Here is a 25,375-nt window from a genome sequence, read left to right on the forward strand (position 1 = left end):
ACGAGAATTCAAAAGTGATAGGGCTAGATGAAAATAATTTCGATTCAGCAAACACGTCGTTTTGATGTGGCGAGGCTGATGGCCTCTTCGCGAGCAAGCCCGCTCCCACATTTCACCGAGTTCTTCCATGAGAATGCGGTCGAATGTGGGAGCGGGCTTGCTCGCGAAGGCGGTCTATCAGGCGCAGCACCTTTTAGGGCTTGGCCTCAGTTTTTGCCGCCACCGTCACCCACCACGGCGTATGCTGTTCGATCTGCACCGGCAGGGTCGGCAGCAGGGCGCTCAGGGCCAGATCGGTGTCGTGCAGCGGGAAGCTGCCGGTGATGCGCAGGTCGGCGATTTCTGGCGCAACGCCAAGATACCCGCGTCGATAACGACCGAGTTCATGCACCAGGTCTTCCAGCCGTGTGTTGTCCACCACCAGCATGCCGCGGGTCCAGGCATCGGCGCCGAGGGTGAGCGCGACGATCGGCCCGAGGCCATTGCTGCGCATCAGGACTTGCTGGCCTTCACGCAGAATCTGCTCTTCAGCGCTCGCCCCGGGATGGGCCGCCACCGCCGATTTCAGCACGCTCAGGCGCGTGCCTTCGTCTTCACGCTTGACAAGGAACCTTGTTCCCAGTGCACGCATGCTGCCTTCGCGGGTTTCGACGATAAACGGCCGGGTGTCGCCATGACCGGTTTCGACGAGAATTTCCCCTTCCTGGAGGATGATCAGCCGTTGTTTTTCATCGAAACGCACATCCACGGCACTGTGGGTGTTGAGGTTGATCAGCGTGCCATCGGTCAGGCGCAGGGTGCGTTGCTCGCCGGTGGCGGTGCGCTGGTCGGCCAGCCAATAGTCGATTGGCAGATAACGATCGCCGGCGAACAGCGCCAACCCGATCACCGCGACGATGCTGGCCACGCCGCTGCCGAGTTTGCGCACACGCCGGCGAATGCTTTCGCGCGATTGCAGTAACGCGGTGCGTGCCGGGCCGCTGGCAACGCTGAAGCGCTGGTCGAGCATGCCCAGTTGGCGCCAGGCCCGCGCATGCTCTTCGTGGGCGGCGTGCCATTTGGCGAACTCTTCGCGCTCCACCGGGTTGCCGGAATCCAGGGACAATTGCCAGGCAATCGCGGCATCCAGCACCTGCGCCGAGACGGGTTTGGAACTGACCGGGCTCATAGCGGCTCACCGTACAACGCGATGTAGCACTGACGAATGCCTTGGGCCAGATACTGACGCACCCGCGGCACTGACACGCCCAGGCGCTGGGCGATTTCGGCGTGGCCGAGGCCGTCGAGACGGTTATACAGAAACGCCGCCCGGGCCTTGCTTGAGAGTTTGCCGAGCAGGCGGTCGATGGCTTTGAGGTCTTCAAGGATCAGTTGCTGTTCCTCCACCGACGGTTGTTCACCGGCGGGGATCAGCATCAGTTCGGTGAGGTAGGCCTGTTCCAGCGCGGCGCGGCGGAAATAGTCGAACAGCAGACCCTTGGCAATCGCCACCAGAAACGCGCGCGGTTCACGCGGCTCCTTCAGTTCTTCACGACCCAGCAAACGCACGAAAGTGTCCTGACTTAGGTCTTCGGCCCTTTGCGGACACGCCACATTGCGTCGAAGCCAAGCCAACAGCCAACCGCGATGGTCGCGATACAACGCACCAACGAGCTCACTTTGAGGGCTTTGGACTGACGACACGCAGCATCACCGATTGGGAAGTGTTAACTAACGAGAATTGTTCGCGATTGTGGCAGAGGCGGGGGAGGTAAGCAATTGGCCACTGGTCAGGTGGACCGCGTCATCGTTCATCGCGGCGGTGCGGCGATCCGACAAGCCACGCTCCCACAGGTCTTATGTCGTTCACGAAATTGGCGAACGACACAAAACCTTGTGGGAGCGGGCTTGCTCGCGAAGGCGCCGGAACAGGCGCCAGAGATTTAGAAGGAAGGCGCGCGCTGCCGTCGCTTCCACTGACTCAACCGCTGCTGCAGATTCAACGGGCTATGAATCTGCAGCTGCCGCGCCCGGCTGAACAGAATCAACGCCAGCTCAGCAGTGGCCAACGCATCGGCACTGGCATTGTGGCGCTCGAACACTTCCAGTTTGAACCAGTCGATCCACTGATCCAGCCCGGCATCGCGAATGTGCGCCTGAGGGCAAAGCAGCGGCGCGATATCAGCCACATCCAGAAACGGATGCTGCAACTTGTAGCCCAGATGATCTTTCAGCGCGCGCCCGAGCATGTGCTGATCGAACGGCGCATGAAACGCCAGCACCGGGCTGTCGCCGACGAACTCCATGAACTCGACCAGGGCCTGAGCCGGATCGCTGCCCGCAGCAATCGCACTCGGCCCCAGGCCATGGATCAACACGCTGGGAGCCAATTTCATGTCGGCGCATTGCAACGTGCGTTCGAACTGCTGGCTGAAGTCGATCGCCCCGTCCTCGATCACTACCGCGCCAATGGACAACACCCGATCCTTGTTCAGGTTCAGCCCGGTGGTTTCCAGGTCGAGCACCACCCAGCGTTGTTCGCGCAGGCTGCATTCGCCCAGCTCTGCCGCCGGGGGCAAGCGTTGCAGGCGTTGTTGAAGGTCGCAGGGAAGGCTGGGACCTGCCGGACGCAGCCATGAAAACAGGCTCATAGCTGATACCTCAGGGCCAGGCTGCTTTGCAGGCGTTGGGCCTGGCGCAGGGATTCACGCAGGATCCGTCGATCCAGATGATTGAGGCTGTCCGGATCGACCCGGTTGGAGTAGGGCAAATTCTCCCGGGTCTGTAGCTGATGTTGCTGCATGCGGGTTTGCTGAATGAAGTGGTAGGCCTCTTCGTACGCCGCACCGTCCAGCCGTTCGATGACTTCTTTGTCCACCAGTTGGCGAAAGCGCTCCAACGTGTTGTTCGCCTCGACCCCATGGGCCAAGGCGAGCAGTCGGGCACCGTCGACAAACGGCGTCAGCCCCTGGATTTTCAAGTCCAGAGTGGCTTTCTCGCCATTCTTGCGAGCCAGTACGAACTCACGGAAACGTCCCACGGGCGGACGGTTGCGCAGGGCGTTCTCGGCCATCATCCGTTGGAACAGTCGGTTGTCATTCACCTGATCGAGAATACCCTGACGCAGCTGCTCGCAGCCTTGCTCGTCACCCCAGACCACCCGCAAGTCGAAATAAATGCTCGAACCCAACAGGTTCTCCGGCGTGGCCTCGCGGATAAACGCGGCAAAACGTCGTGACCACTCGGCCCGGGACAGACACAGCTCAGGGTTGCCGGCCATGATGTTGCCCTTGCACAGGGTGAAACCGCAGAGCGCCAGGCTTTGGTTGATCTGCTGGGCGATGGGCAGCAATTTGCCGCGAATCTCGGCGGCGTGGGCCGCATCCCGGGCTTCGAAGAGAATGCCGTTGTCCTGATCGGTGTGCAGCGTCTGTTCGCGACGGCCTTCGCTACCGAAGCACAGCCAACTGAACGCAATGCCGGGGTCGCCTTTCTCGGCGAGGGTCAGTTCGATCACCCGGCACACTGTGTGGTCGTTGAGCAGGGTGATGATGTGCGTGATCTGGGTTGAAGAGGCGCCGTGGGCCAGCATGCGCTCCACCAGTTGGCCAATCTCGCCGCGCATCGCGACCAGGTTTTCCACCTTCTGGGCGCTGCGGATAGTCCGCGCCAGATGCACCAGATCGACCCGTTGCAGGGAAAACAGATCACGTTCCGAGACCACGCCACACAGGCGATGATCCTTCACCAGACAGACGTGGGCGATGTGCCGCTCGGTCATGGCAATCGCCGCATCGAAGGCGCTGTGGTCCGGCGACAGGAAAAACGGCGCCTGGGTCATGTGGCGCTCGATGGCTTCGTTGAAATCGTTAGTGCCGTCGGCCACCACATGGCGCAGGTCGCGCAGGGTGAAAATCCCCAGCGGCGCTTTATGTTCGTCGACCACCACAATGCTGCCGACCTGCTGCTCATGCATCAGGGTCACGGCTTCACGCAGTGGCGTGGTCGGGTTACAGGTGACCGGATGGCGCATGGCCAATTCGCCCAGACGGGTATTGAGCGAGTACTGCGTGCCGAGGGTTTCCACGGCTTTTTGCTGGACTTGCTGGTTGACCTGATCCAGCAGGCTGCTCACGCCGCGTAGGGCAAAGTCGCGAAACGCGTTGGAAATCGCGAACAGTTTGATGAACGCCATCTTGTTCAGCTGTAGGCAAAAGGTGTCTTCGGAGGCCAGATGTTCGGTACGCGTCGCGCGCTCACCCAACAGCGCGGCGAGGGGGAAACACTCGCCGGTGGTGATTTCGAAGGTGGTTTCGGTGCCGCCCTTGGCGGTATGGGGGCGTTCACCCACGACCCGGCCCTGCTTGACGATGTAGAAATGCTCGACCGGGCCGTCGGCGGGCTTGAGGATGCTCTCGCCGGGCGCATAAAAACGCAGCTGACACTGCTCGACCAGGTACGCCAGGTGGGCGTGTTCCATCTGATTGAAGGGCGGGAAGCGCTGAAGGAATTGCAAAGTGCCCTGGATGTTTTGCAACACCGCGGTTTTCCCTGCCTGTGTGAAGGCGTCCGCTTTACTCATAACCATTACCGCAGTCTTTTTTGAATTGTTGTTGTCGGATGACTGAGCCATGGTCGGCCCCTGCGCGCGGGGTGCCCATTGGACGTAAGTCTAGGTAGGCAGTGAGGCTGTCGATATTTGGGAAATGTCTGACGCAACTGTGGGAAAAACCTCCTACATTGGCTATAGGAAAACTTTCCGACGAAGTGCACCCTGAAGGTCTGCTGGGTGATGTCACACGGAAGTGATAGCAATTGGATTGAAAACGTAGAGAAAGCCATGTCCGACCACGATATTTTGAGTGACGCCGAGCGCAAGGCGCTGAGTGACGTCATGCTGGAACCCGACCTGCCGCCGCAGCGGGTGCTGATCGTCGATGACGATAAAGATGCGCGCGAGTTGCTGTCGGAGATTCTGGCCCTGGACGGAGTGCGCTGCGTGACCGCCGCCAGTGGCGAAAGCGCACTCAAAATGTTGGAGACGACGCCGTCGATTGGCCTGGTGATTACCGATCTGCGGATGGGAAATGTCGATGGTCTGGACCTGATTCGTCAGGTTCGTGAGTCGGTTCGGGCGGCAATGCCGATCATCATCGTTTCCGGTGACGCCGACGTGGAAGACGCGATCGCCGCGATGCATTTAAGCGTGGTCGACTTCCTGCTCAAGCCTGTCGATACCGGCAAGCTGTTGGCGCTGGTCAAGCATGAGTTGGGAATGGATGTGTAGTAACCGATTTGAAACAAAAAAGCCCTGATCTTTCGATCAGGGCTTTTTTTGTCCGGCGTCAGCGCTCAGTTACAGGCCATTGGCAGCCTTGAACTCGCGACGGCGACGGTGCAGGACCGGCTCGGTGTAGCCATTCGGCTGCTTCGTGCCTTCGACCACCAGTTCGACCGCCGCCTGGAAGGCGATGTTGCTGTCGAAGTCAGGTGCCAGCGGACGATACAGCGGGTCATTGGCGTTCTGACGGTCAACCACTGGTGCCATGCGCTTGAGGCTTTCCATGACCTGATCTTCGGTGACGATGCCGTGACGCAGCCAGTTGGCGATGTGCTGGCTGGAAATGCGCAGCGTCGCACGGTCTTCCATCAGGCCGACGTCATTGATGTCCGGCACTTTCGAACAGCCCACGCCCTGGTCGATCCAGCGCACCACATAACCGAGAATGCCCTGGGCGTTGTTGTCCAGTTCGTTCTTGATCTGCTCTGCAGTCCAGTCTGGATTGACAGCCAGCGGGATAGTCAGGATGTCATCCACCGAAGCGCGCGCACGTTTGGCCAACTCGGCCTGACGGGCGAACACATCGACTTTGTGGTAGTGCAAAGCATGCAGCGCAGCAGCGGTCGGCGATGGAACCCAGGCAGTGTTGGCACCGGCCAGCGGGTGAGCGATTTTCTGTTCGAGCATCGCAGCCATCAGGTCGGGCATCGCCCACATGCCTTTACCGATCTGCGCGCGACCTTGCAGGCCGGTGCTCAAACCGATATCGACGTTCCAGTTCTCGTAGGCGCCGATCCACTTCTCAGCCTTCATGTCCGCCTTGCGCACCATCGGGCCGGCTTCCATGGAGGTGTGGATTTCATCACCGGTACGGTCGAGGAAACCGGTGTTGATGAACACTACACGCTCGCTGGCAGCCTTGATGCAGGCCTTGAGGTTGACCGTGGTACGGCGCTCCTCGTCCATGATCCCGACTTTCAGCGTATTACGTGGCAAACCGAGTACTTCTTCGATGCGACCGAACAGCTCGTTGGTGAACGCTGCTTCTTCCGGGCCGTGCATCTTCGGTTTCACGATGTAGACCGAGCCGGTGCGGCTGTTCTTGCGCGAGTTGTTGCCGTTGAGGCTGTGGATGGCCGCGAGGCTGGTGACCAGGCCGTCGAGGATGCCTTCCGGCACTTCGTTGCCGTCTTTATCGAGGATCGCGTCGATGGTCATCAGGTGACCGACGTTGCGCACGAACAGCAGCGAACGACCATGCAGGCTCAGTTCTTTACCATCGACACCGGTGTAAGTGCGGTCGGCGTTCATGGTGCGGGTAAAGGTCTGACCGCCCTTGGAGACTTGTTCCGACAGATCGCCCTTCATCAGGCCGAGCCAGTTGCGGTAGATCACCACTTTGTCATCGGCATCGACGGCGGCGACGGAGTCTTCGCAGTCCATGATAGTGGTCAGCGCGGCTTCCATCAGGATGTCTTTGACGCTGGCAGCGTCGGTCTGGCCGACCGGGGTGCTGGCGTCAACCTGGATTTCGAAGTGCAGGCCGTTGTTTTTCAGCAGGATCGCGGTTGGAGCCGCTGTATCGCCGTGGAAACCGATCAGTTGCGCATCATCGCGCAGACCGGTGTTGCTGCCGCCTTTAAGGGCGACCACCAGCTTGCCGTCAATGATCTTGTAGCCGGTGGAGTCGACGTGAGTGCCGGCAGCCAATGGCGCCGCTTCGTCGAGGAAGGCACGGGCGAAGGCGATGACCTTGTCGCCGCGAACCTTGTTGTAGCCTTTGCCTTTTTCCGCGCCGTCAGCTTCGCTGATGGCATCGGTGCCGTAGAGCGCGTCATACAGCGAACCCCAACGGGCGTTCGAGGCATTGAGCGCGAAACGGGCGTTCATCACCGGAACCACAAGCTGTGGACCGGCCATGCGGGCGATTTCGTCATCGACGTTTTGCGTCGTTGCCTGGAAATCAGCCGCTTCTGGCAGCAGATAACCGATGTCTTGCAAGAAGGCTTTATAGGCCACGGCGTCGTGTGGTTGACCGGCACGGGATTGGTGCCAGCCATCGATACGAGCCTGGAAATCATCGCGTTTGGCGAGTAGGGCTTTGTTCTTCGGCGCCAGGTCATGAATGACCTTGTCGGCACCGGCCCAGAACTTATCGGCGGTGAGGCCGGTACCGGGAATGGCTTCGTTGTTCACGAAGTCGAACAGGACTTTGGCGACCTGCAGGCCACCGACTTGAACGTGTTCAGTCATTGCTTGCCTCACTCTGCTCAGCTATTTCGCTTTTCAGCTCTTCAATTTAACAATGAAGCCTCTGGCATTTAAACCACAAACCTGTTGACCAGTACATGCCATTGCGGGCGGATGGGTTTTGACCAATCAACGGCGTTGAGGCCTTGCTGACGGGGCTTTCAGGGTTGTGGCTGCACCTGCGGCAGACATCGATCCAGCGTTATGTAGTGCGCGCTGCGGCATACTACATGATGAATTGCGCTTGTGAAAATTAGACTAATTACGTCGTTCTGCGACGCCATGACGCATTGCGGTCACGACGGGGAACAGGATGTTCTCAAAAAACCATTGGATTGTTCCAGTTAAATATAAAAACTTGTACACGATTTGTTTTTCCAACTAGATCGGCGGTGCCCCATTCGCGAGCAGGCTCGCTCCCACAAAGGCCTGCGCGAATCCTGTGGGAGCGAGCCTGCTCGCGAAGGCGTCAGCCGATTCAGCGCAGCAACCACCTTTGCCTATACTTCTTTTTCTATAACAAAAGAGGGCTGCGCCATGGACCACCTCGTACTCACTGTATTCGCTCCGGACAAGCCTGGGCAGGTCGAGCGCATTGCCCAATGCATCGCCGAGCACGGCGGTAACTGGCTGGAGAGTCGCATGTCGCGTATGGCCGGCCAGTTCGCCGGGATTCTTCGCGTGGGCGTGCCGGCCGAAGCCTACGATGAATTGGTCGATGCCCTACAGGCGTTGTCCGCCCATGGCATTCGCGTGCTGATTGCCGAAAGCGGCATCGAGCAATCCTGCACCTGGAAACCGATAGCCATGGAGTTGGTGGGCAATGACCGCCCGGGGATCGTACGCGACATCACGCGTCTGCTGAGTGAACAGGGGGTGAACCTGGAGCGTCTGGTGACCGAAGTACGTCCGGCACCGATGAGCAGCGAGCCTTTGTTCCACGCTGAAGCGATTCTCGCAGTGCCGTTGACGCTGTCCCTGGACGTGCTGCAATCGCGCCTGGAAACCCTGGCGGATGATTTGATGGTCGAATTGGTGCTGCGCAGTGAACCCTGAATAGGTTATCCAAGTAATACGTGCACCTGCCTGTGGATAACCTGTAGAGACTGTCCTCTAGGCCACGTCGTCCGGGACTCTTCAGGAACTGATCAAAAAACCAGCAGTTTCAGGGACTTGCACACAAACGCCGGGGATCACGCTGTGGATAACCTTGGGAAGGATCGATGCAGGCCACGGGAGCCGTGGCTTGCAGAGGTTTGTGCGTTTTTTGATCAGCGACGACGTCGCAGACTTATCCACGCGTCGATGCTGTAAACCGCCAGGCCCGCCCAGATAAAGATGAACGCTACCAGTGTGCTCGACGACAATTGTTCGCCAAACAACAGAACGGCCTGCAACAGCACCAGGGTCGGTGCCAGGTATTGGAGGAATCCCAACGTCGTGTAGGGCAAATGCCGTGCAGCGGCGTTGAAACACACCAGTGGCACCAGCGTCACCGGACCGGCGGCCACCAGCCACCAGGCTTCGGACGTGGTCCAGAATTCGGGCTGGGCGCTGGTGGCCGTCTGATTGAATAGCAGCCAGGCAATCGCAATCGGCACCAGCATCCAGGTTTCCACCACCAGACCCGGTAACGCCTTGACCGGTGCCTGTTTGCGGATCAGTCCGTAGAAACCGAAGGTCAGCGCCAGCACCAACGACACCCACGGCAGACTGCCGACTTGCCAGACCTGTTGCGCAACGCCGACCGCCGCCAGGCCAACCGCCAGCCATTGCATGCGCCGCAGCCGTTCGCCAAGGATCAGCATGCCCAACAGCACGTTCACCAGCGGGTTGATGTAGTAACCGAGACTGGCTTCGAGCATGCGCCCGTTGTTCACCGACCAAACGTAGGTCAGCCAGTTGGCTGCGATCAGCGTGCCGCTCAGGGCCAGGATCGCCAGGCGTTTCGGGTTGTCACGCAACTCGCGCCACCAGCCCGGATGTTTCCACACCATCAGCAGCAAGGTGCCGAACAGCGCGGACCAGAGCACTCGGTGGATGATGATCTCCACGGCGGGCACGCTGGCGATGGCTTTGAAGTAGAGCGGGAAAAGTCCCCAGATGATGTAGGCACTCAGGCCCAGAATGTACCCGCGACGCGGGTTGGCGGCTTGCATGCAGAATCCTTGCTTAGGCAGCTAACAAAGAGGGGATTGTAAGGAGAATTGTCTACGGATGTCCTACCTGATTAGGTTGGTTATTTGTGAACATGAACAACTGTGGGAGCGAGCCTGCTCGCGAAAGCGGTAGTTCATTCAGCATCACTGTTGAATGTGAAACCGTATTCGCGAGCAGGCTCGCTCCCACATGGGATTTGTGTTCGTCAGAAGAGCTTCAACGGCTCTTCGTTGAGTGCCGCCAGTTGTTCGCGCAAGGCCAACACCTGGTCGCCCCAATACCGTTCACTGCCGAACCACGGAAAACTGTGCGGGAACGCCGGGTCGTCCCAGCGGCGGGCGAGCCAGGCGCTGTAGTGCATCAGGCGCAAGGCGCGCAGCGGTTCGATCAACGCCAGTTCCCGCGGATCGAAGTCGTGGAACTCACTGTAGCCGTCCATCAATTCCGACAACTGACCGAGACATTCCTGACGATCACCCGCCAGCATCATCCAGATGTCCTGCACCGCAGGGCCCATGCGGCAGTCGTCGAGGTCGACGATGTGGAACATCTCGTCGCGGCACATCATGTTGCCGGGGTGGCAGTCGCCGTGCATGCGGATGTTCTTGTGCGGCGTGGCCTTGTAGACCTCTTCCACCCGCTTGAGCAGGTCGCGGGCCACGGACTCGTAGGCTGGCAGCAGACTTTTGGGTACGAAATTGCCTTCGAGCAATGTCGTCAACGAGTCATGACCGAAGTTCTTCACACCCAGCGCTTCGCGGTGTTCGAACGGTTTTGTAGAGCCCACGGCGTGCAGGCGACCGAGCAGTTGCCCCAGGCGATACAACTGATCGAGATTGCCAGGCTCCGGCGCACGGCCACCACGGCGGGGGAACAGGGTGAAGCGGAAACCGTTGTGTTCGTGCAGGCTGGCACCGTTGTGAATCATCGGCGCGACCACCGGTACGTCGCACTCGGCGAGTTCGAAGGTGAATTGATGCTCTTCGAGAATCGCTTCGTTGGTCCAGCGCTGCGGACGGTAGAACTTGGCGATCAGCGGCTCGGAGTCTTCGATACCGACCTGATAGACACGGTTCTCGTAGCTGTTGAGCGCCAGAATGCGCGCGTCGCTGAGAAAGCCGATGCTTTCGACGGCATCGAGCACGAGGTCTGGGGTGAGGGTTGCAAACGGGTGGGCCATGCTGACTCCTGCGCGCAGCAGGCTGCCGCGTCCGGCCAAGCATGGTAGCGCAGACGGGGTGTCTTTAGGGGTTGGGCTTGAGATGAGTGTTGTCTGGGTTGACGCCTTCGCGAGCAAGCCCGCTCCCACAGGAGATTTGCGGTGTGCCACAGATCCAATGTGGGAGCGGGCTTGCTCGCGAAGAGGCCCGATCAGGCGCCGACGACCCCGCCATCTTCCCGGGAAATCGCCATCACCGAAGACCGCGGTTTGCCGTTCGGCAGATGCTCAGGGAACGTCGACCCGCCGTTTTCCCCCGGATGCTGAATCCCGACAAACAAGGTCTTCTGATCCGGCGAAAAGCTGATCCCCGTCACCTCGCAGCCCACTGGTCCGACCATGAAGCGGCGGATCTCCCCGGTCACCGGATCAGCGCAGAGCATCTGATTGTTGCCCATGCCCGCGAAATCACCGGCATTGCTCGAATCGCCATCGGTGAGAATCCACAACCTTCCGGCCTTGTCGAAACCCAAGCCGTCCGGGCTGTTGAACATGTTCTGCGGTGTGATGTTCGATGAACCACCCTTCGGCGTGCCGGCGTGGACGCCCGGGTTGCCGGCGACCACAAACAGATCCCAGGCAAAGCTTTTCGAACCATGATCGTCCCGGTCAGTGCGCCAGCGCAGAATCTGCCCGTAGACGTTCTTCTCGCGCGGGTTCGGCCCGCCCACCGGTTGCCCGTCCTCGCCACGCTTGGCGTTGTTGGTCAGCGTGCAGTAGACCTGGCCATCCTTGGGGCTGACGACGATCCATTCCGGGCGGTCCATGCGCGTAGCTTTCACCACGCTGGCCGCGAGGCGCGCATGAATCAACACTTCGGCCTGATCGGCGAAACCGCTGCTGGCGTCGATGCCGTTTTTGCCGTGGGTCAGTTCGATCCACTCGCCCTGGCCTTTCGGGTGATCGGCATTGCCGTCGCCCGCGTCGAAACGCGCCACGTACAAGGTGCCGTGGTCCAGCAGGTCGCGGTTGGCCTTGGGGTTTTTGTGGTTGATCTTGTCGCGGCTGACAAATTTGTAGATGAACTCGCCGCGTTCATCGTCGCCCATGTACACCACGGCGTGACCGTCACTGGTTTCGGCCAGTGCGGCGTTTTCATGTTTGAAGCGGCCCAGCGCGGTGCGTTTGACGGGCGTCGATTTCGGGTCGAACGGGTCGATTTCCACGACCCAACCGTGACGGTTGAGTTCGTTCGGATTCTTCGCCAGGTCGAAACGCTCGTCGTGTGGGTGCCAGTTGATCTCTTTACTGGTCGCTACGGCGCCGTAGCGTTTTTGCGCGGCGTCGAACTTTTGTTCGGCATTGCTGCTGCCGAAGCAGTCAGTGAAGTTCTCTTCGCAGGTCAGATACGTGCCCCACGGCGTCTTGCCGTTGGCGCAGTTCTGGAAGGTGCCAAGGACGTTCTTGCCGTGTGGGTCTGCACTGGTTTTCAGCAGTTCGTGGCCGGCGGCCGGACCGCTCAGACTGATCGGCGCGTTGCCGTGAATGCGTCGGTTGTAGCGCGAGCCCTGGACGAAATGCCACTGGCCGTTCTTGCGCTGCACTTCGATCACCGACACGCCTTCACAGGCCAGTGCCTTGCGCACGTCAGCAGCCGATTGCGGCATGCCGCCGTGGGCGTAGAGGTAGCGATAGTTGGTGTATTCGTTGTTGATCGCCATCAGCGCCCGGTTGTTGTCACCGGGAAATTCAAACAGGCTCATGCCGTCGTTGTTGTCGCCGAACTGGACTTCCTGATGTTCGGCGGTGCCGTTGCCGCTCGGGTCGAACGCCGGGCCGTTCTTCTGCAGAGGCTGACCCCAACTGATCAATACCGAAGATTTGTAACCTGGCGGCAGGGTGATGGCGTCGCTGGTGGCGGCGGGAATACTGTCAAAACCCAACAGTTTGCTGGAGCCGGCGCTGACGCTGGCGGCCAGCACGCTGCGGCTCAGCAGGCTGCCGCCCAGGAACATGGCTGCCCCGCAAAGGGCGCCGGCGCTGATGAAACCTCGACGGCTGAGGCCGACCATGTTCTCGAGGTCGGTGGATTGGTTGTCTTCTAATAGGCTCACATCAGGCTCCCTGCGGGTTTTTGCAGTCACCTTAATGAGCGTTAATGACACTTGTGTTTCAAAGCGGTGTACCGAGCAAAACGTTGGAGGGCGCGAACTGCACCCGCACCGGTTTATCGGCGGCCAGACCGAGGGTTATCAAGTGCAGCGGTTCGGCCAGCGCGCAGAGCGTCTGGCCATTGGGCAGGCCGATGCGCACTTCGCTGGGGCCGTCCTCGGCGTCGAGAATTTCTTCGATGATGCCCTTCAGGCAATTTTTGCCAGGTGTTGCCACTTGATCGATGCCCAGCAACTCCAGCCAACCGGCCTTGATCAGCGCGACCACTACGGTGCCGGTTTCCAGTTCCAGACGCGTGGTGCTGTCATGAGTGATCTGCGCATCAATGCTCAAACCTTCGGCCAGTTCAAGACGAATACGGTCGTTGTGCCCTTGGGTATCAATCGCCACGACCTTGCCATGCAGTTGATTGCGCGCGCTGGTTCTGAGCATCAGTCGGCCGAGCAGGTCGAGATCGCTGGCGTCTTCGGCGGCTTCCAGCACCTGAGCCTGCAAGGCTTGCAGCTTTTGATACAGGCGCAATACGCGCTCGCCTTCGCTGGAGAGTTTGGTGCCACCGCCGCCCTTGCCGCCGACACTGCGCTCCACCAACGGCTTTTGCGCGAGGTTGTTCAGCTCATCGATGGCGTCCCAGGCCGCTTTGTAACTCAGCCCCGCGCTTTTCGCGGCGCGGGTAATCGAGCCCTGTTCGGCAATGTGTTGCAACAACGCGATGCGCTGCGGACGACGGACAATGTGCTGCGACAACAACGTAGGCAAGGACATGGCAAGGCGCTTTGGGCTGTGACGATGGGAAGGACGTTGGCTGCTGGGAGCCCGGGAGTCAAGTCAGGTCATATCCTTGTAGGAGTGAGCCTGCTCGCGATGGGGTCATCAATTTCACCATAGATGTGACGGATAGACCGTCATCGCGAGCAGGCTCGCTCCCACCCTGAATGCCACTAAATCAGGGGGTATCGCCAGGTTTGGGGGTGCGGGCCAGGCAGTAGACATCGACCCGAGCGGCGCCGGCGTCCATCAACAGACGAGCCAGGGCTTGCGCCGTGGCGCCGGTGGTCAACACATCGTCCACCAATGCTAAATGACGACCCTTGATGCATGCATCGGGTGCCAGGGCGAAGGCGTTGCGCAGGTTCTTTTTGCGGGCCTCGGCATTCAGGTCCTGTTGGGCGCTGGTGTCCTGAGTTCTCAGCAACAGCGTTTCATCGCACGGAATGTCGAGGCTGGTGCTGAGCCAGCGAGCGAGCATCGCGGCCTGGTTGAAACCCCGTTGGCGCAGTCGTTTGGCGGCCAGCGGAACCGGGATGAGCGCATCGGGTCGATTCAGGTCTTCATCAAAGCGATGTTGCAGGAACTGAGTAAGAAGTTCGGCGAGCAGGCGACCAAACGGCCACTTCGCAGCGTGTTTGAAGCGTGTGATCAGCGTGTCCACCGGAAAGCTGTAAGTCCAGGGCGTGGCGACCCGCTCAAAGGCTGGCGGTTGTTTCAGGCATTGGCCGCAGGTCAGGCCAGCGGTGGGCAACGGCAGGGCGCAGGTTTGGCATTGATCGCCCAGCCAAGGCAACTCCGTTTCACAGGCCATGCAGATGGGTGTGCATTCATCGGCGGGTTCTGAACAGAGCAAACAAGATTGATCGTTTTTTAACCAGATGTAAACCGGTCCTTCGTATCGTGGTTGACAGCGCATGAGTCTTCCTTAAATATGCCGAACATCCGTGTCGCGTCTGTGGGTATTCCCTTCCCCCCCAGCCGCTTGCCAAGCATAAAACAAAGGAAACGCCCATGAGCGCCAGCACCACTGCAACCCTGCGTCATGACTGGTCTTTGGCCGAAGTCAAAGCACTCTTCGTTCAGCCATTCAATGACCTGTTGTTCCAGGCGCAGACGGTGCACCGCGCGCATTTCGACGCAAATCGGGTCCAGGTGTCGACGCTGCTGTCGATCAAAACCGGTGCCTGCCCGGAAGACTGCAAATATTGTCCGCAGTCTGGTCACTACAACACCGGCCTGGAAAAAGAAAAGCTGATGGAAGTGCAGAAGGTCCTCGAAGAGGCCGCTCGCGCCAAGGCCATCGGTTCGACCCGTTTCTGCATGGGCGCGGCGTGGAAACATCCGTCGGCCAAAGACATGCCTTACGTGCTGGAAATGGTCAAAGGCGTGAAAGCCATGGGCCTGGAAACCTGCATGACCCTCGGTCGCCTTGATCAGGACCAGACCTTCGCTCTGGCTGACGCCGGCCTCGACTACTACAACCACAACCTCGATACCTCGCCTGAGTTCTACGGCAGCATCATCACCACCCGCACTTACAGTGAGCGCCTGCAAACCCTGGCCTACGTGCGTGAGTCCGGGATGAAGATCTGCTCCGGTGGCATCCTCGGCATGGGCGAGTCGCTTGATGATCGCGCCAATCTGCTGATCCAGCTGGCCAACCTGCCAGAGCATCCTGAGTCGGTGCCGATCAACATGTTGGTGAAAGTCGCCGGTACGCCGCTGGAAAATGCTGACGATATCGACCCGTTCGACTTCATCCGCATGCTGGCCGTTGCGCGCATCCTGATGCCGCAATCCCACGTGCGCCTGTCCGCCGGCCGCGAAGCGATGAACGAGCAGATGCAGGCCCTGGCGTTCTTTGCTGGCGCGAATTCGATTTTCTACGGCGAAAAACTGCTGACCACCGCCAACCCGCAGGCCGACAAGGACATGCAACTGTTTTCACGCCTGGGCATCCTGCCGGAAGCGCGTGAAGAGCACGCTGACGAAGTCCATCAGGCCGCGATTGAACAGGCGCTGGTTGAGCAGAAGAGCAGCGAGCAGTTCTATAACGCTGCTGTCTGATCCGACACAAATCGAGTGTGGGAGCGGGCTTGCTCGCGAAAGCGGCGGCACAGTCGACATCACTGTTGAATGTCAGTCCGTCTTCGCGAGCAAGCCCGCTCCCACATTGGATTGTGCCCAACCTTGGATTATGTAATCTGACTGCCCGAGGTCTGCATGTCTTTCGATCTCAGCGCGCGCCTTGCTGCCCGTCGTGCCGAAAATCTCTACCGCCAACGCCCATTGCTCGAAAGCCCCCAAGGCCCGGAAGTGGTGGTCGATGGTCAGCCGTTGCTGGCGTTCTGTAACAACGATTACCTGGGCCTGGCCAATCACCCGCAAGTGATCGAAGCCTGGCGCGCTGGTGCCGCTCGTTGGGGCGTGGGCGGTGGTGCTTCGCATCTGGTGATCGGCCACAGCGGCCCACATCACGCACTGGAAGAAGCCCTGGCCGAGTTCACCGGTCGTCCGCGCGCGCTGTTGTTCACCACCGGTTACATGGCCAACCTCGGCGCGGTCACCGCGCTGGTCGGGCAGGGCGATACGGTGCTGGAAGACCGGCTCAATCACGCGTCCCTGCTGGATGCGGGTCTGTTGTCCGGAGCTCGCTTCAATCGCTATCTGCACAACGACGCGGCGAGTATGGCCAAGCGTCTTGAGAAGGCGACCGGCAATACCCTGGTGGTCACCGACGGCGTGTTCAGTATGGACGGCGACATCGCCGACCTGCCGGCGTTGGCGCGGGAAGCCAGGGCCAAAGGCGCCTGGTTGATGGTTGATGACGCTCACGGCTTTGGTCCGCTGGGTGCCAATGGTGGCGGGATCGTCGAGCATTTCGGCCTGAGTCAGGAAGACGTGCCGGTGCTTGTCGGCACCCTCGGCAAGGCGTTCGGGACCGCCGGGGCTTTTGTGGCGGGCAGCGAAGAGCTGATCGAGAGCCTGATCCAGTTCGCCCGTCCCTACATTTACACCACCAGCCAGCCGCCGGCGCTGGCCTGCGCGACGCTGAAAAGCCTTGAGCTGCTGCGTACCGAGCACTGGCGACGTGAGCATCTGAAAACGTTGATCCGCCAGTTCCGCCGCGGTGCCGAGCAGATCGGCCTGGAGTTGATGGACAGCTTCACGCCGATCCAGCCGATCATGATCGGCGATGCCGGGCGTGCGGTTCGACTGTCGCAGATGCTGCGTGAACGAGGTCTGATGGTCACTGCGATCCGTCCTCCGACCGTGCCCGCCGGCAGCGCCCGACTGCGAGTGACCCTGACCGCCGCCCACAGCGAGGCGCAGGTACAGCTATTGTTAAATGGACTGGCCGATTGTTTTCAACAACTGGGACCGGAGCCAAGCCATGCGTGATCGCCTGATTCTGCTGCCCGGCTGGGGTCTCGGCATTTCTCCCCTGGAGCCCTTGGCGGCAGCGTTGCAAGGACTGGATGAACGCTTGCGGGTCGAGATCGAACCGTTGCCGGAACTGCAATCGAGCGATCTTGAGGCGTGGCTCGATGAGCTGGATTCGACGGTGCCTCAGGACGCCTGGCTCGGCGGCTGGTCGCTGGGCGGCATGCTCGCTTCAGAGTTGGCAGCCCGGCGCGGCGATCGCTGCTGCGGCTTGCTGACCCTGGCGAGCAATCCTTCTTTTGTCGCCCATGAGCAATGGCCAAGGGCGATGCCTGCCGAAACGTTCGATGCGTTTCTGGCCGGTTGCAAGGCGGATCCGCGCATGACGTTGAAACGTTTCTCGCTGCTCTGCGCTCAGGGGGCCGAAGACCCGCGCGGGTTGTCTCGGCTGTTGCTCGGTGGCGCGCCACACACTTCGGCAGAGGTGCTGATGAGCGGCCTGGAGTTGCTCGCACAACTGGATACCCGCCAGGCTTTGCAGGCGTTCCGCGGCCCGCAACTGCACTTGTTCGCCGGCCTCGATGGACTGGTTCCAGCCGAAGCGGCGAGCGATCTGCTGACATTGCTGCCGGATGTTGAAATCGGTCTGATCGAGCAGGCCAGTCACGCGTTTCTTCTGGAAGACCCTCACGGTGTGGCGGGGGCGATTCAGGCCTTTTTGCATGAGTCCGGTGATGACTGATTTATCCTTTCCCAACCTGCCCGGCGGTTTGCCCGACAAACGCCAAGTGGCGGCCTCTTTTTCCCGTGCGGCGGCAAGCTACGACAGCGTGGCCGAATTTCAGCGCGATGTTGGCAGTGAATTGTCGAGTCGTTTGCTTGAGGGCTTTGTGCCGGGTGTCTGGCTGGACCTGGGCTGCGGCACCGGGCATTTCAGCCGTGCATTGGGCGAGCGATTTCCTGCCAGTCACGGACTGGCATTGGACATCGCCGAAGGCATGCTCAATCACGCCCGGCCGTTAGGTGGTGCAACGCATTTCATCGCAGGCGATGCCGAGCGGTTACCGTTGCAGGATTCGACCTGCGATCTGATCTTCTCCAGCCTGGCGGTGCAGTGGTGTGCGGACTTCGCTTCGGTGCTCAGTGAAGCCAATCGGGTGCTGAAACCAGGCGGAATTTTCGCGTTTGCTAGTCTATGCGTAGGCACACTGTTCGAGCTGCGTGACAGCTGGCGACAGGTGGATGGCATGGTGCACGTCAACCGCTTTCGTGAGTTCGGGGTTTATCAACAGCTTTGCGCGGACAGTGGGTTGAGCGTCGCGAGTCTGGAAACCCGACCGCACGTGTTGCATTACCCGGATGTGCGCAGCCTGACCCATGAACTGAAGGCGCTGGGTGCCCACAACCTGAACCCCGGTCGGCCGGGTGGTTTGACCGGCAGGGCGCGGATCCTCGGTTTGATCGAGGCTTATGAGCGGTTTCGTCAGGCCAAAGGATTGCCGGCGACTTATCAAGTGGTCTACGCCGTGTTGGAGAAACCCTTATGAGCGCCGCCTATTTCATCACCGGTACTGACACTGATGTCGGCAAGACCACCATTGCCGCGGCTTTGCTGTATGCCGCGCGGTCGGCCGGTTTGAGCACGGCGGCGGGCAAACCGGTCGCCTCAGGATGCGATGTGACGCCCAAGGGCTTGCGCAATGCCGATGCGTTGGCGTTGCTGGCGGAGTGCTCGGTGCCTTTGACTTATGCACAGGTCAACCCTATGGCGTTCGAGCCGCCGATCGCGCCGCACTTGGCCGCGCGGGAGGCCGGCGTGGCATTGACGGTGCAATCACTGTTGACGCCCATGCGGGAAATTCTCGATATGCAGGCGGACTTCACCTTGATCGAAGGTGCTGGCGGTTGGCGAGTGCCTTTGGCGGATCAGGACAATCTGTCCGACCTGGCGATGGCGCTGGGCCTGCCGGTGATCCTGGTGGTGGGCGTGCGCCTGGGTTGCATCAACCATGCGCTACTGACGGCCGAGGCGATTGCTCAGGACGGTTTGCAGTTGGCAGGATGGGTGGCCAATATCATCGATCCGAAGACTTCGCGTCTGGAAGAAAACCTCGCAACACTCGCTGAGCGGATCCCGGCACCGTGCCTTGGGCGGGTGCCAAAACTCAAGTTGATGACCGCTGAAGCAGTGGCGGAGCATCTGCAACTGGATTTACTGGACTGAGTTTTCTGGCAGGGGTTTTAACTATGACAAGGCACTGTGCTATTAGTGTTTTTGTCGGGCCTTTTGTCAGTGGGTCTGATTCAATGGCCGCTGTTGATCCTTTGTAGGACGAGTTCTGCCATGGAAATCTCAGGAAACACCGCTTTTTATGCCGGTCTGAGCACTATTCAGACAGGGCAGAACCGTGTTGATCAGGCCTCTGGCCAGATTGCCAACACGACAATCGAGCGCTCTGTGACCAGCCAGTCTTCCGAGGCTCAGGTTGATCGTCTGCGTTCAGTGGATCGCAGTCAGCAGTCGGACCTGGCCAGTAACATGGTCGAGATGTCCCAAGGCAAATTTCAGGTTGAACTGGGCGTCAAAGTTGCCAAGGCATCCGATGAAATGCTCGGTACGCTGATTGATACCTACGCTTGAATCCTCGCTGAACCCGCACCTTCAACGCCGCGAATATTCGCGGCGTTTTTCTGCGTAAATCCTTCTCCCTCAACTAATCTTTTCTCCACTGCGTATTGCTCAGGCGACGGTGTTGCGTGGCTGTGGGTCTGGTATTTACCCCGGGTAATGACGAACGGCAAAAGATCGGCGCTTGACAAGATTTAGGCGTAAACGTATGTTTCAAACAACTGTTTGACCGCCACAACAAATCAACGCGGTCGTTCATTCCCGGTTACATCAGCAGAGGTTTATCGCTATGCCTGACTACAAGGCCCCCTTGCGTGATATTCGCTTCGTTCGTGACGAACTGCTCGGCTACGAAGCGCACTATCAGAGCCTTCCGGCTTGCCAGGACGCTACTCCAGACATGGTTGACGCCATTCTCGAAGAAGGCGCCAAGTTTTGTGAGCAGGTGCTGGCTCCGCTGAACCGCGTGGGTGACACCGAGGGCTGCACCTGGAGCGAGTCCGGCGTTAAAACCCCGACCGGTTTCAAAGAAGCCTACAAACAATTCGTCGAAGGCGGCTGGCCAAGCCTGGCCCATGACGTAGAGCACGGCGGCCAAGGCCTGCCGGAGTCTCTGGGTCTGGCCGTCAGCGAAATGGTTGGCGAAGCCAACTGGTCGTGGGGCATGTACCCAGGCCTTTCCCATGGCGCGATGAACACCATTTCCGAGCACGGCACGCCTGAGCAGCAAGAGGCTTACCTGACCAAGCTGGTTTCCGGCGAATGGACCGGCACCATGTGCCTGACCGAACCGCATTGCGGCACCGACCTGGGCATGCTGCGCACCAAGGCTGAACCTCAGGCCGACGGTTCCTACAAAGTCTCCGGCACCAAGATCTTCATCTCGGCCGGTGAACACGACATGGCCGACAACATCGTCCACATCGTGCTGGCACGTCTGCCGGATGCGCCGGCTGGCACCAAAGGCATTTCGCTGTTCATCGTTCCCAAGTTCATGCCGAATGAAGACGGTTCGGTCGGCGCACGCAACGCAGTGACCTGTGGTTCCCTGGAACACAAGATGGGCATCCACGGTAACGCCACCTGCGTGATGAACTTCGACGCGGCCACCGGTTACCTGATCGGCCCGGCGAACAAAGGCCTGAACTGCATGTTCACCTTCATGAACACCGCACGTCTGGGCACCGCGCTGCAAGGTCTGGCTCACGCCGAGATCGGCTTCCAGGGCGGTCTGAAATACGCTCGTGATCGTCTGCAAATGCGTTCCCTGACTGGCCCGAAAGCGCCGGAAAAAGCTGCTGACCCGATCATCGTTCACCCTGACGTACGTCGTATGCTGTTGACCATGAAAGCCTTCGCCGAAGGCAACCGTGCGATGGTTTACTTCACTGCCAAGCAAGTCGACATCGTCAAGTACGGCGTGGACGAAGAAGAGAAGAAGAAGGCTGACGCACTGCTGGCGTTCATGACGCCGATCGCCAAAGCCTTCATGACTGAAGTCGGCTTCGAATCCGCCAACCACGGTGTGCAAATCTACGGCGGCCACGGCTTCATCGCCGAGTGGGGCATGGAGCAGAACGTTCGCGACAGCCGCATTTCGATGCTGTACGAAGGCACCACCGGTATCCAGGCTCTCGATTTGCTGGGCCGTAAAGTGCTGATGACTCAAGGCGAAGCCCTGAAAAGCTTCACCAAGATCGTCCACAAGTTCTGCCAGACCAACGAAGGCAACGAAGCGGTCAAAGAGTTCGTCGAGCCATTGGCTGCACTGAACAAAGAATGGGGCGAGCTGACCATGAAGGTCGGCATGGCGGCCATGAAGGATCGCGAAGAAGTCGGCGCAGCGTCGGTGGATTACCTGATGTACTCCGGTTACGCCTGCCTGGCTTACTTCTGGGCGGACATGGCGCGTCTGGCTGCCGAAAAACTGGCTGCCGGCACCACCGAAACGGCGTTCTACACCGCCAAGCTGCAGACTGCGCGCTTCTACTTCCAGCGCATCCTGCCACGTACCCGCACTCACGTTGTCACCATGCTGTCGGGCGCCAACAACCTGATGGACATGAAAGAAGAAGACTTCGCGCTGGGTTACTAAGCCCCACGTTGTCGCTTGATAAAGCCGCTGCTTCCTCGGAAGCAGCGGCTTTTTTGTGCGCGATATCTACGCGTAAATATTCCTGACTAAAACGCTAAGAAGAATGCCTTTGCTGCCGTTAAAGAGGGTGGCGATGTGACATGTCGCTTGAAGAGAAGGCACAATGCCATCCTTGTTTGCCGGGTCGGAGCTTTACCCTTGCCGCGTTCTTCCGCTGTACGTTTCAGCCATTTCCTGCCGTCATTACTGCTTTTGCTCGCGGGGCTGGCGGCTGCGTACGTGAAGGATCTCAACGTCTTTTTCACCTCGCTGTTCAACGTACTGCCAACCTTGGTGTTGTTGCTCGGCGGTGCTTACTGCGCGGTTTACCGACGTCAGCGTGAACTGTTTCTGATGGTCACGGTGTACATCGCCTACTTCCTGCTCGACACCCAGACCGACTATTACCGCGACAACGGCAAGGTTCGTGAAGACGCCGCTGTGGTCTTCCATCTGTGCTGCCTGTTGCTGCCGCTGCTATTTGGTGTGTTCGCCGCCTGGCAGGAGCGCACCCACCTGTTCCAGGACATGGTGGCGCGATTCGCCGTGTTGCTGGCTTTTGGTAGCGTGGCGTTGGGACTGGAGCAAAGTTACCCACAGGCGCTGTTGATGTGGCTGTCGGAGATCCGCTGGCCAGCGTTGCATGGCGCCTGGATGAGTCTGATCCAGTTGTCTTATCCCGTGTTCATCGCCTCGTTTGTATTGCTGGCCTGGCAATACTGGCGCAACCCGAGACCCTTGCATGCTGCCCAATTGGTGGGCCTGCTCGGGTTGTTCTGGATGTTGCCGAAAACCTTCATCCTGCCGTTTACCCTGAACATCATGTGCAGTCAGGTGATGTTGATGATTGCCGCAGCGGTCGCTCACGAGGCCTACCAAATGGCCTTCCGCGACGAACTCACCGGCCTGCCGGGCCGCCGCGCCTTGAACGAGCGGATGCAGCGGTTGGGGCGCAATTACGTGTTGGCGATGAGCGATGTCGATCACTTCAAGAAATTCAATGACACCCACGGTCACGATGTCGGCGATCAGGTGCTGCGACTAGTCGCCAGCAAACTGTCGAAAATCGGCGGAGGCGGTAGGGCGTATCGCTACGGCGGTGAGGAATTCGCCCTGGTGTTCGCAGGCAAGACCCTCGAAGAGTGCATGCCGCACCTGGAAGTCATCCGCGAGTCCATCGCCACCTACAACATTCAACTGCGCAATCAGGACAGCCGCCCTCAGGACGACCAGCAGGGTCGTCAACGTCGCGCAGGCTCGGGCGCCTCTAGTGTGTCGGTCACCGTCAGCATCGGCGTGGCCGAACGACTGGAGCAGCGCACCCCCGAGAAAGTGCTCAAGTCCGCTGACGAGGCGCTCTACAGTGCCAAGGGCGCGGGGCGAAACTGTGTGGTGGCGTTCGGTCAGAGCCGTCGTGGTGCGGTGCGCATGGACGCTGCTACTGATTGAGTGATGATGGCGCATTCAGCGTCTGGACTGTGATTGTGAGGTCGGGTGTGCGGCAGTAGGTTTGGGGAATCTGCTGCCGGAGAAATGACCATGCCTGAGTACAAAGCTCCCCTGCGCGACATGCGCTTTCTGATCGACCACGTCTTCGATTTTCACAGCAACTACGCCGCGCTGGGTGCCACCGATGCCAGCCCGGACATGGTCAATGCGATCCTCGAAGAAGGTGCGAAATTCTGTGAGAACGTTCTCGCACCGCTGAACCGCAGCGGCGACGAAGAAGGCTGCCATTTCGACAATGGCGTGGTGACTACGCCTACAGGCTTCAAGCAGGCATTCGCACAATACGTTGAAGGCGGCTGGCACGGTCTGGCGGCTGATCCGGTTTACGGTGGCCAGGGTTTGCCGAGTTCGTTGGGGCTGGTCATTAGCGAAATGGTCGGCTCCAGCAACACCTCCTGGGGCATGTACCCCGGCCTGACTCACGGCGCGATGTCAGCAATCCACGCCCATGGCACTGAAGAACAGAAACAGACTTACCTGAGCAAGCTCACCGCCGGCCAATGGACCGGCACCATGTGCCTGACCGAAGCCCATTGCGGCACAGACCTGGGCATCATCAAAACCCGCGCCGTGCCTGCGACCGACGGCAGCTATGCGATTTCCGGCAGCAAGATCTTCATCTCCGCCGGCGAGCACGACATGAGTGAAAACATCATTCACCTGGTGCTGGCGAAACTGCCGGACGCCCCGGCCGGGACCAAGGGCATTTCACTGTTCATCGTTCCTAAATTCCTACCCAACGACGAAGGTGAGGCGGGGGAGCGCAACGGCGTTTCCTGCGGCTCGATCGAACACAAAATGGGCATCAAGGCCTCGGCTACCTGCGTGCTGAACTTCGATGACGCCAAGGGCTTCTTGATCGGTGAGCCGAACAAGGGCCTGAACTGCATGTTCACCATGATGAACCATGCTCGGCTGGGCACCGGCATGCAGGGTTTATGTCTCGGGGAGGCGAGCTTTCAAGGCGCGATCAAGTACGCCAATGATCGTCTGCAAATGCGCGCGCTGACCGGCCCGAAAGCGCCGGAAAAAGCCGCCGATCCGATCATCGTTCATCCTGATGTGCGCAGGATGTTATTGACCATGAAGGCCTTCAACGAAGGCAATCGGGCGCTGACTTATTTCACCGCGCAATTGCTCGACGTGGCGCATCTGAGCCCGGATCAAACGGCGCGTCAGGATGCCGAAGACCTGCTGGCGTTCCTCACGCCGATCTGCAAAGCCTTCATGACCGATACCGGGCTGGAAGTGACCAACCACGGCATGCAGGTGTTCGGTGGTCACGGTTTCATCCGCGAGTGGGGCATGGAGCAGTTGGTACGCGACTGCCGGATTGCACCGATCTACGAAGGCACCAACGGCATTCAGGCGCTGGACTTGCTTGGCAGAAAAGTCCTCGGCAGCCAGGGGAAACTGCTGCGCGGGTTCACCAGAATCGTCCACAAGTTCTGTGCGGCAAACGCCGGACACCCGCAACTCGCAAGCTATGTTGCGCAGCTCAACGAGCTGAATCAGCAGTGGGGAGAGGTGACCACAAAAGTCGGCATGGCGGCGATGAAAAATCCGGATGAAGTCGGCGCGGCGTCGGTGGATTACCTGATGTACAGCGGTTACATCATCCTCGGCTATCTGTGGCTGCGCATGGCGCTGGTCGCTCAGGCACAGCTCGATTCGGGCAGTGGCGATGCCGATTACTGCCAGGCAAAACTGGCGACCAGCGAGTTTTACTTCAAGCGATTGTTACCACGCACGGCGGCTCATCGTGCGGCCATCGAGGCGGGCAGCGATTGTCTGATGAACCTGCCAGCGGAGTTATTCGCACTATAGTGTTTCAAACCGACGTAAAAGAGCCCGCCTAGTTGCGGGCTTCTTTAATGGCTTGCTTTCAAGTGACTAAAAATAACAAAACGGTCATGAGCTGACCCTATGTGTCGTAAAAGTTGTTGG

Annotated in this window: 21 protein-coding genes; 11 read left to right on the forward strand and 10 right to left on the reverse strand. The window is 59.5% G+C overall.

Features of this window, described 5'->3' with window-relative positions:
- Positions 1-193 precede the first annotated feature (193 nt).
- The 4 genes from DFS28_RS03410 to DFS28_RS03425 form a co-directional block, all read right to left on the reverse strand.
- Positions 194-1,168 carry a FecR domain-containing protein gene (locus DFS28_RS03410; RefSeq protein WP_111448554.1) on the reverse strand — a complete coding sequence of 325 codons (975 nt, stop codon included), beginning with the start codon at positions 1,166-1,168 and terminating at the stop codon, positions 194-196.
- Entirely contained in the window at positions 1,165-1,683 is a 519-nt protein-coding gene (locus tag DFS28_RS03415; protein WP_111448555.1) for an RNA polymerase sigma factor, read from the reverse strand. Before DFS28_RS03415 ends, DFS28_RS03410 begins: the two co-directional genes overlap by 4 nt.
- Before the next feature lie 239 nt (positions 1,684-1,922).
- On the reverse strand, positions 1,923-2,630 hold the full coding sequence (locus DFS28_RS03420) for a PolC-type DNA polymerase III (RefSeq protein ID WP_111448556.1): 708 nt from the start codon (positions 2,628-2,630) through the stop codon (positions 1,923-1,925).
- Entirely contained in the window at positions 2,627-4,567 is a 1,941-nt protein-coding gene (locus DFS28_RS03425; RefSeq protein WP_111448557.1) for a putative nucleotidyltransferase substrate binding domain-containing protein, read from the reverse strand. The genes DFS28_RS03420 and DFS28_RS03425 overlap by 4 nt, the downstream gene beginning before the upstream one ends.
- Before the next feature lie 252 nt (positions 4,568-4,819).
- Here DFS28_RS03425 and DFS28_RS03430 point away from each other — a divergent pair, with 252 nt between their 5' ends.
- Positions 4,820-5,266: a response regulator gene (locus DFS28_RS03430; RefSeq protein ID WP_111448558.1), complete on the forward strand. Its 447-nt coding sequence runs from the start codon at positions 4,820-4,822 to the stop codon at positions 5,264-5,266.
- A 69-nt stretch (positions 5,267-5,335) separates the two neighbouring features.
- On the opposite strand, the gene DFS28_RS03435 is transcribed toward DFS28_RS03430, so the two are convergent.
- A complete protein-coding gene (locus DFS28_RS03435) occupies positions 5,336-7,513 on the reverse strand; it encodes a malate synthase G (RefSeq protein ID WP_111448559.1) in 2,178 nt (725 codons plus the stop codon).
- Positions 7,514-8,047: 534 nt separating this feature from the next.
- Between DFS28_RS03435 and DFS28_RS03440 the strand changes: the two genes are divergently transcribed.
- Positions 8,048-8,566: a glycine cleavage system protein R gene (locus DFS28_RS03440; protein WP_007947710.1), complete on the forward strand. Its 519-nt coding sequence runs from the start codon at positions 8,048-8,050 to the stop codon at positions 8,564-8,566.
- A 215-nt stretch (positions 8,567-8,781) separates the two neighbouring features.
- On the opposite strand, the gene rarD is transcribed toward DFS28_RS03440, so the two are convergent.
- The 5 genes from rarD to DFS28_RS03465 form a co-directional block, all read right to left on the reverse strand.
- Positions 8,782-9,669, reverse strand: coding sequence for an EamA family transporter RarD (rarD, locus tag DFS28_RS03445; RefSeq protein WP_111448560.1), 888 nt, complete (start codon positions 9,667-9,669; stop codon positions 8,782-8,784).
- 206 nt (positions 9,670-9,875) lie between these two features.
- Complete coding sequence (locus DFS28_RS03450; RefSeq protein ID WP_111448561.1) at positions 9,876-10,850, reverse strand: serine/threonine protein kinase; 975 nt, start codon at positions 10,848-10,850, stop codon at positions 9,876-9,878.
- A gap of 191 nt (positions 10,851-11,041) precedes the next feature.
- Complete coding sequence (locus tag DFS28_RS03455; RefSeq protein ID WP_111448562.1) at positions 11,042-12,943, reverse strand: PhoX family phosphatase; 1,902 nt, start codon at positions 12,941-12,943, stop codon at positions 11,042-11,044.
- A 58-nt stretch (positions 12,944-13,001) separates the two neighbouring features.
- Complete coding sequence (locus DFS28_RS03460; protein WP_111448563.1) at positions 13,002-13,766, reverse strand: TOBE domain-containing protein; 765 nt, start codon at positions 13,764-13,766, stop codon at positions 13,002-13,004.
- 181 nt (positions 13,767-13,947) lie between these two features.
- Entirely contained in the window at positions 13,948-14,688 is a 741-nt protein-coding gene (locus DFS28_RS03465) for a ComF family protein (protein ID WP_111448564.1), read from the reverse strand.
- A gap of 95 nt (positions 14,689-14,783) precedes the next feature.
- Between DFS28_RS03465 and bioB the strand changes: the two genes are divergently transcribed.
- The 9 genes from bioB to DFS28_RS03510 all read left to right on the forward strand — a co-directional run bounded on the left by bioB (position 14,784) and on the right by DFS28_RS03510 (position 25,255).
- A complete protein-coding gene (gene bioB / locus DFS28_RS03470; protein WP_111448565.1) occupies positions 14,784-15,839 on the forward strand; it encodes a biotin synthase BioB in 1,056 nt (351 codons plus the stop codon).
- Between the two features lie 156 nt (positions 15,840-15,995).
- On the forward strand, positions 15,996-17,174 hold the full coding sequence (gene bioF, locus DFS28_RS03475) for an 8-amino-7-oxononanoate synthase (protein ID WP_111448566.1): 1,179 nt from the start codon (positions 15,996-15,998) through the stop codon (positions 17,172-17,174).
- The gene (locus DFS28_RS03480; protein WP_111448567.1) at positions 17,167-17,898 is read left to right on the forward strand and encodes an alpha/beta fold hydrolase; all 732 of its coding nucleotides are present in this window, start codon (positions 17,167-17,169) and stop codon (positions 17,896-17,898) included. Before bioF ends, DFS28_RS03480 begins: the two co-directional genes overlap by 8 nt.
- The gene (bioC, locus tag DFS28_RS03485) at positions 17,891-18,703 is read left to right on the forward strand and encodes a malonyl-ACP O-methyltransferase BioC (RefSeq protein ID WP_111448568.1); all 813 of its coding nucleotides are present in this window, start codon (positions 17,891-17,893) and stop codon (positions 18,701-18,703) included. The genes DFS28_RS03480 and bioC overlap by 8 nt, the downstream gene beginning before the upstream one ends.
- Complete coding sequence (gene bioD / locus DFS28_RS03490) at positions 18,700-19,380, forward strand: dethiobiotin synthase (protein ID WP_111448569.1); 681 nt, start codon at positions 18,700-18,702, stop codon at positions 19,378-19,380. The genes bioC and bioD overlap by 4 nt, the downstream gene beginning before the upstream one ends.
- 120 nt (positions 19,381-19,500) lie before the next feature.
- Complete coding sequence (locus DFS28_RS03495; RefSeq protein WP_046045346.1) at positions 19,501-19,797, forward strand: hypothetical protein; 297 nt, start codon at positions 19,501-19,503, stop codon at positions 19,795-19,797.
- A 277-nt stretch (positions 19,798-20,074) separates the two neighbouring features.
- Positions 20,075-21,880, forward strand: coding sequence for a phenylacyl-CoA dehydrogenase (locus DFS28_RS03500; protein WP_111448570.1), 1,806 nt, complete (start codon positions 20,075-20,077; stop codon positions 21,878-21,880).
- Between the two features lie 198 nt (positions 21,881-22,078).
- Entirely contained in the window at positions 22,079-23,368 is a 1,290-nt protein-coding gene (locus DFS28_RS03505) for a GGDEF domain-containing protein (RefSeq protein ID WP_111448571.1), read from the forward strand.
- Between the two features lie 90 nt (positions 23,369-23,458).
- Positions 23,459-25,255, forward strand: coding sequence for an acyl-CoA dehydrogenase C-terminal domain-containing protein (locus DFS28_RS03510; protein ID WP_111448572.1), 1,797 nt, complete (start codon positions 23,459-23,461; stop codon positions 25,253-25,255).
- The last annotated feature ends 120 nt before the right edge of the window (positions 25,256-25,375 follow it).

The organism is Pseudomonas sp. 478 (assembly GCF_003254125.1).
In the GTDB taxonomy this organism is placed as follows: domain Bacteria; phylum Pseudomonadota; class Gammaproteobacteria; order Pseudomonadales; family Pseudomonadaceae; genus Aquipseudomonas.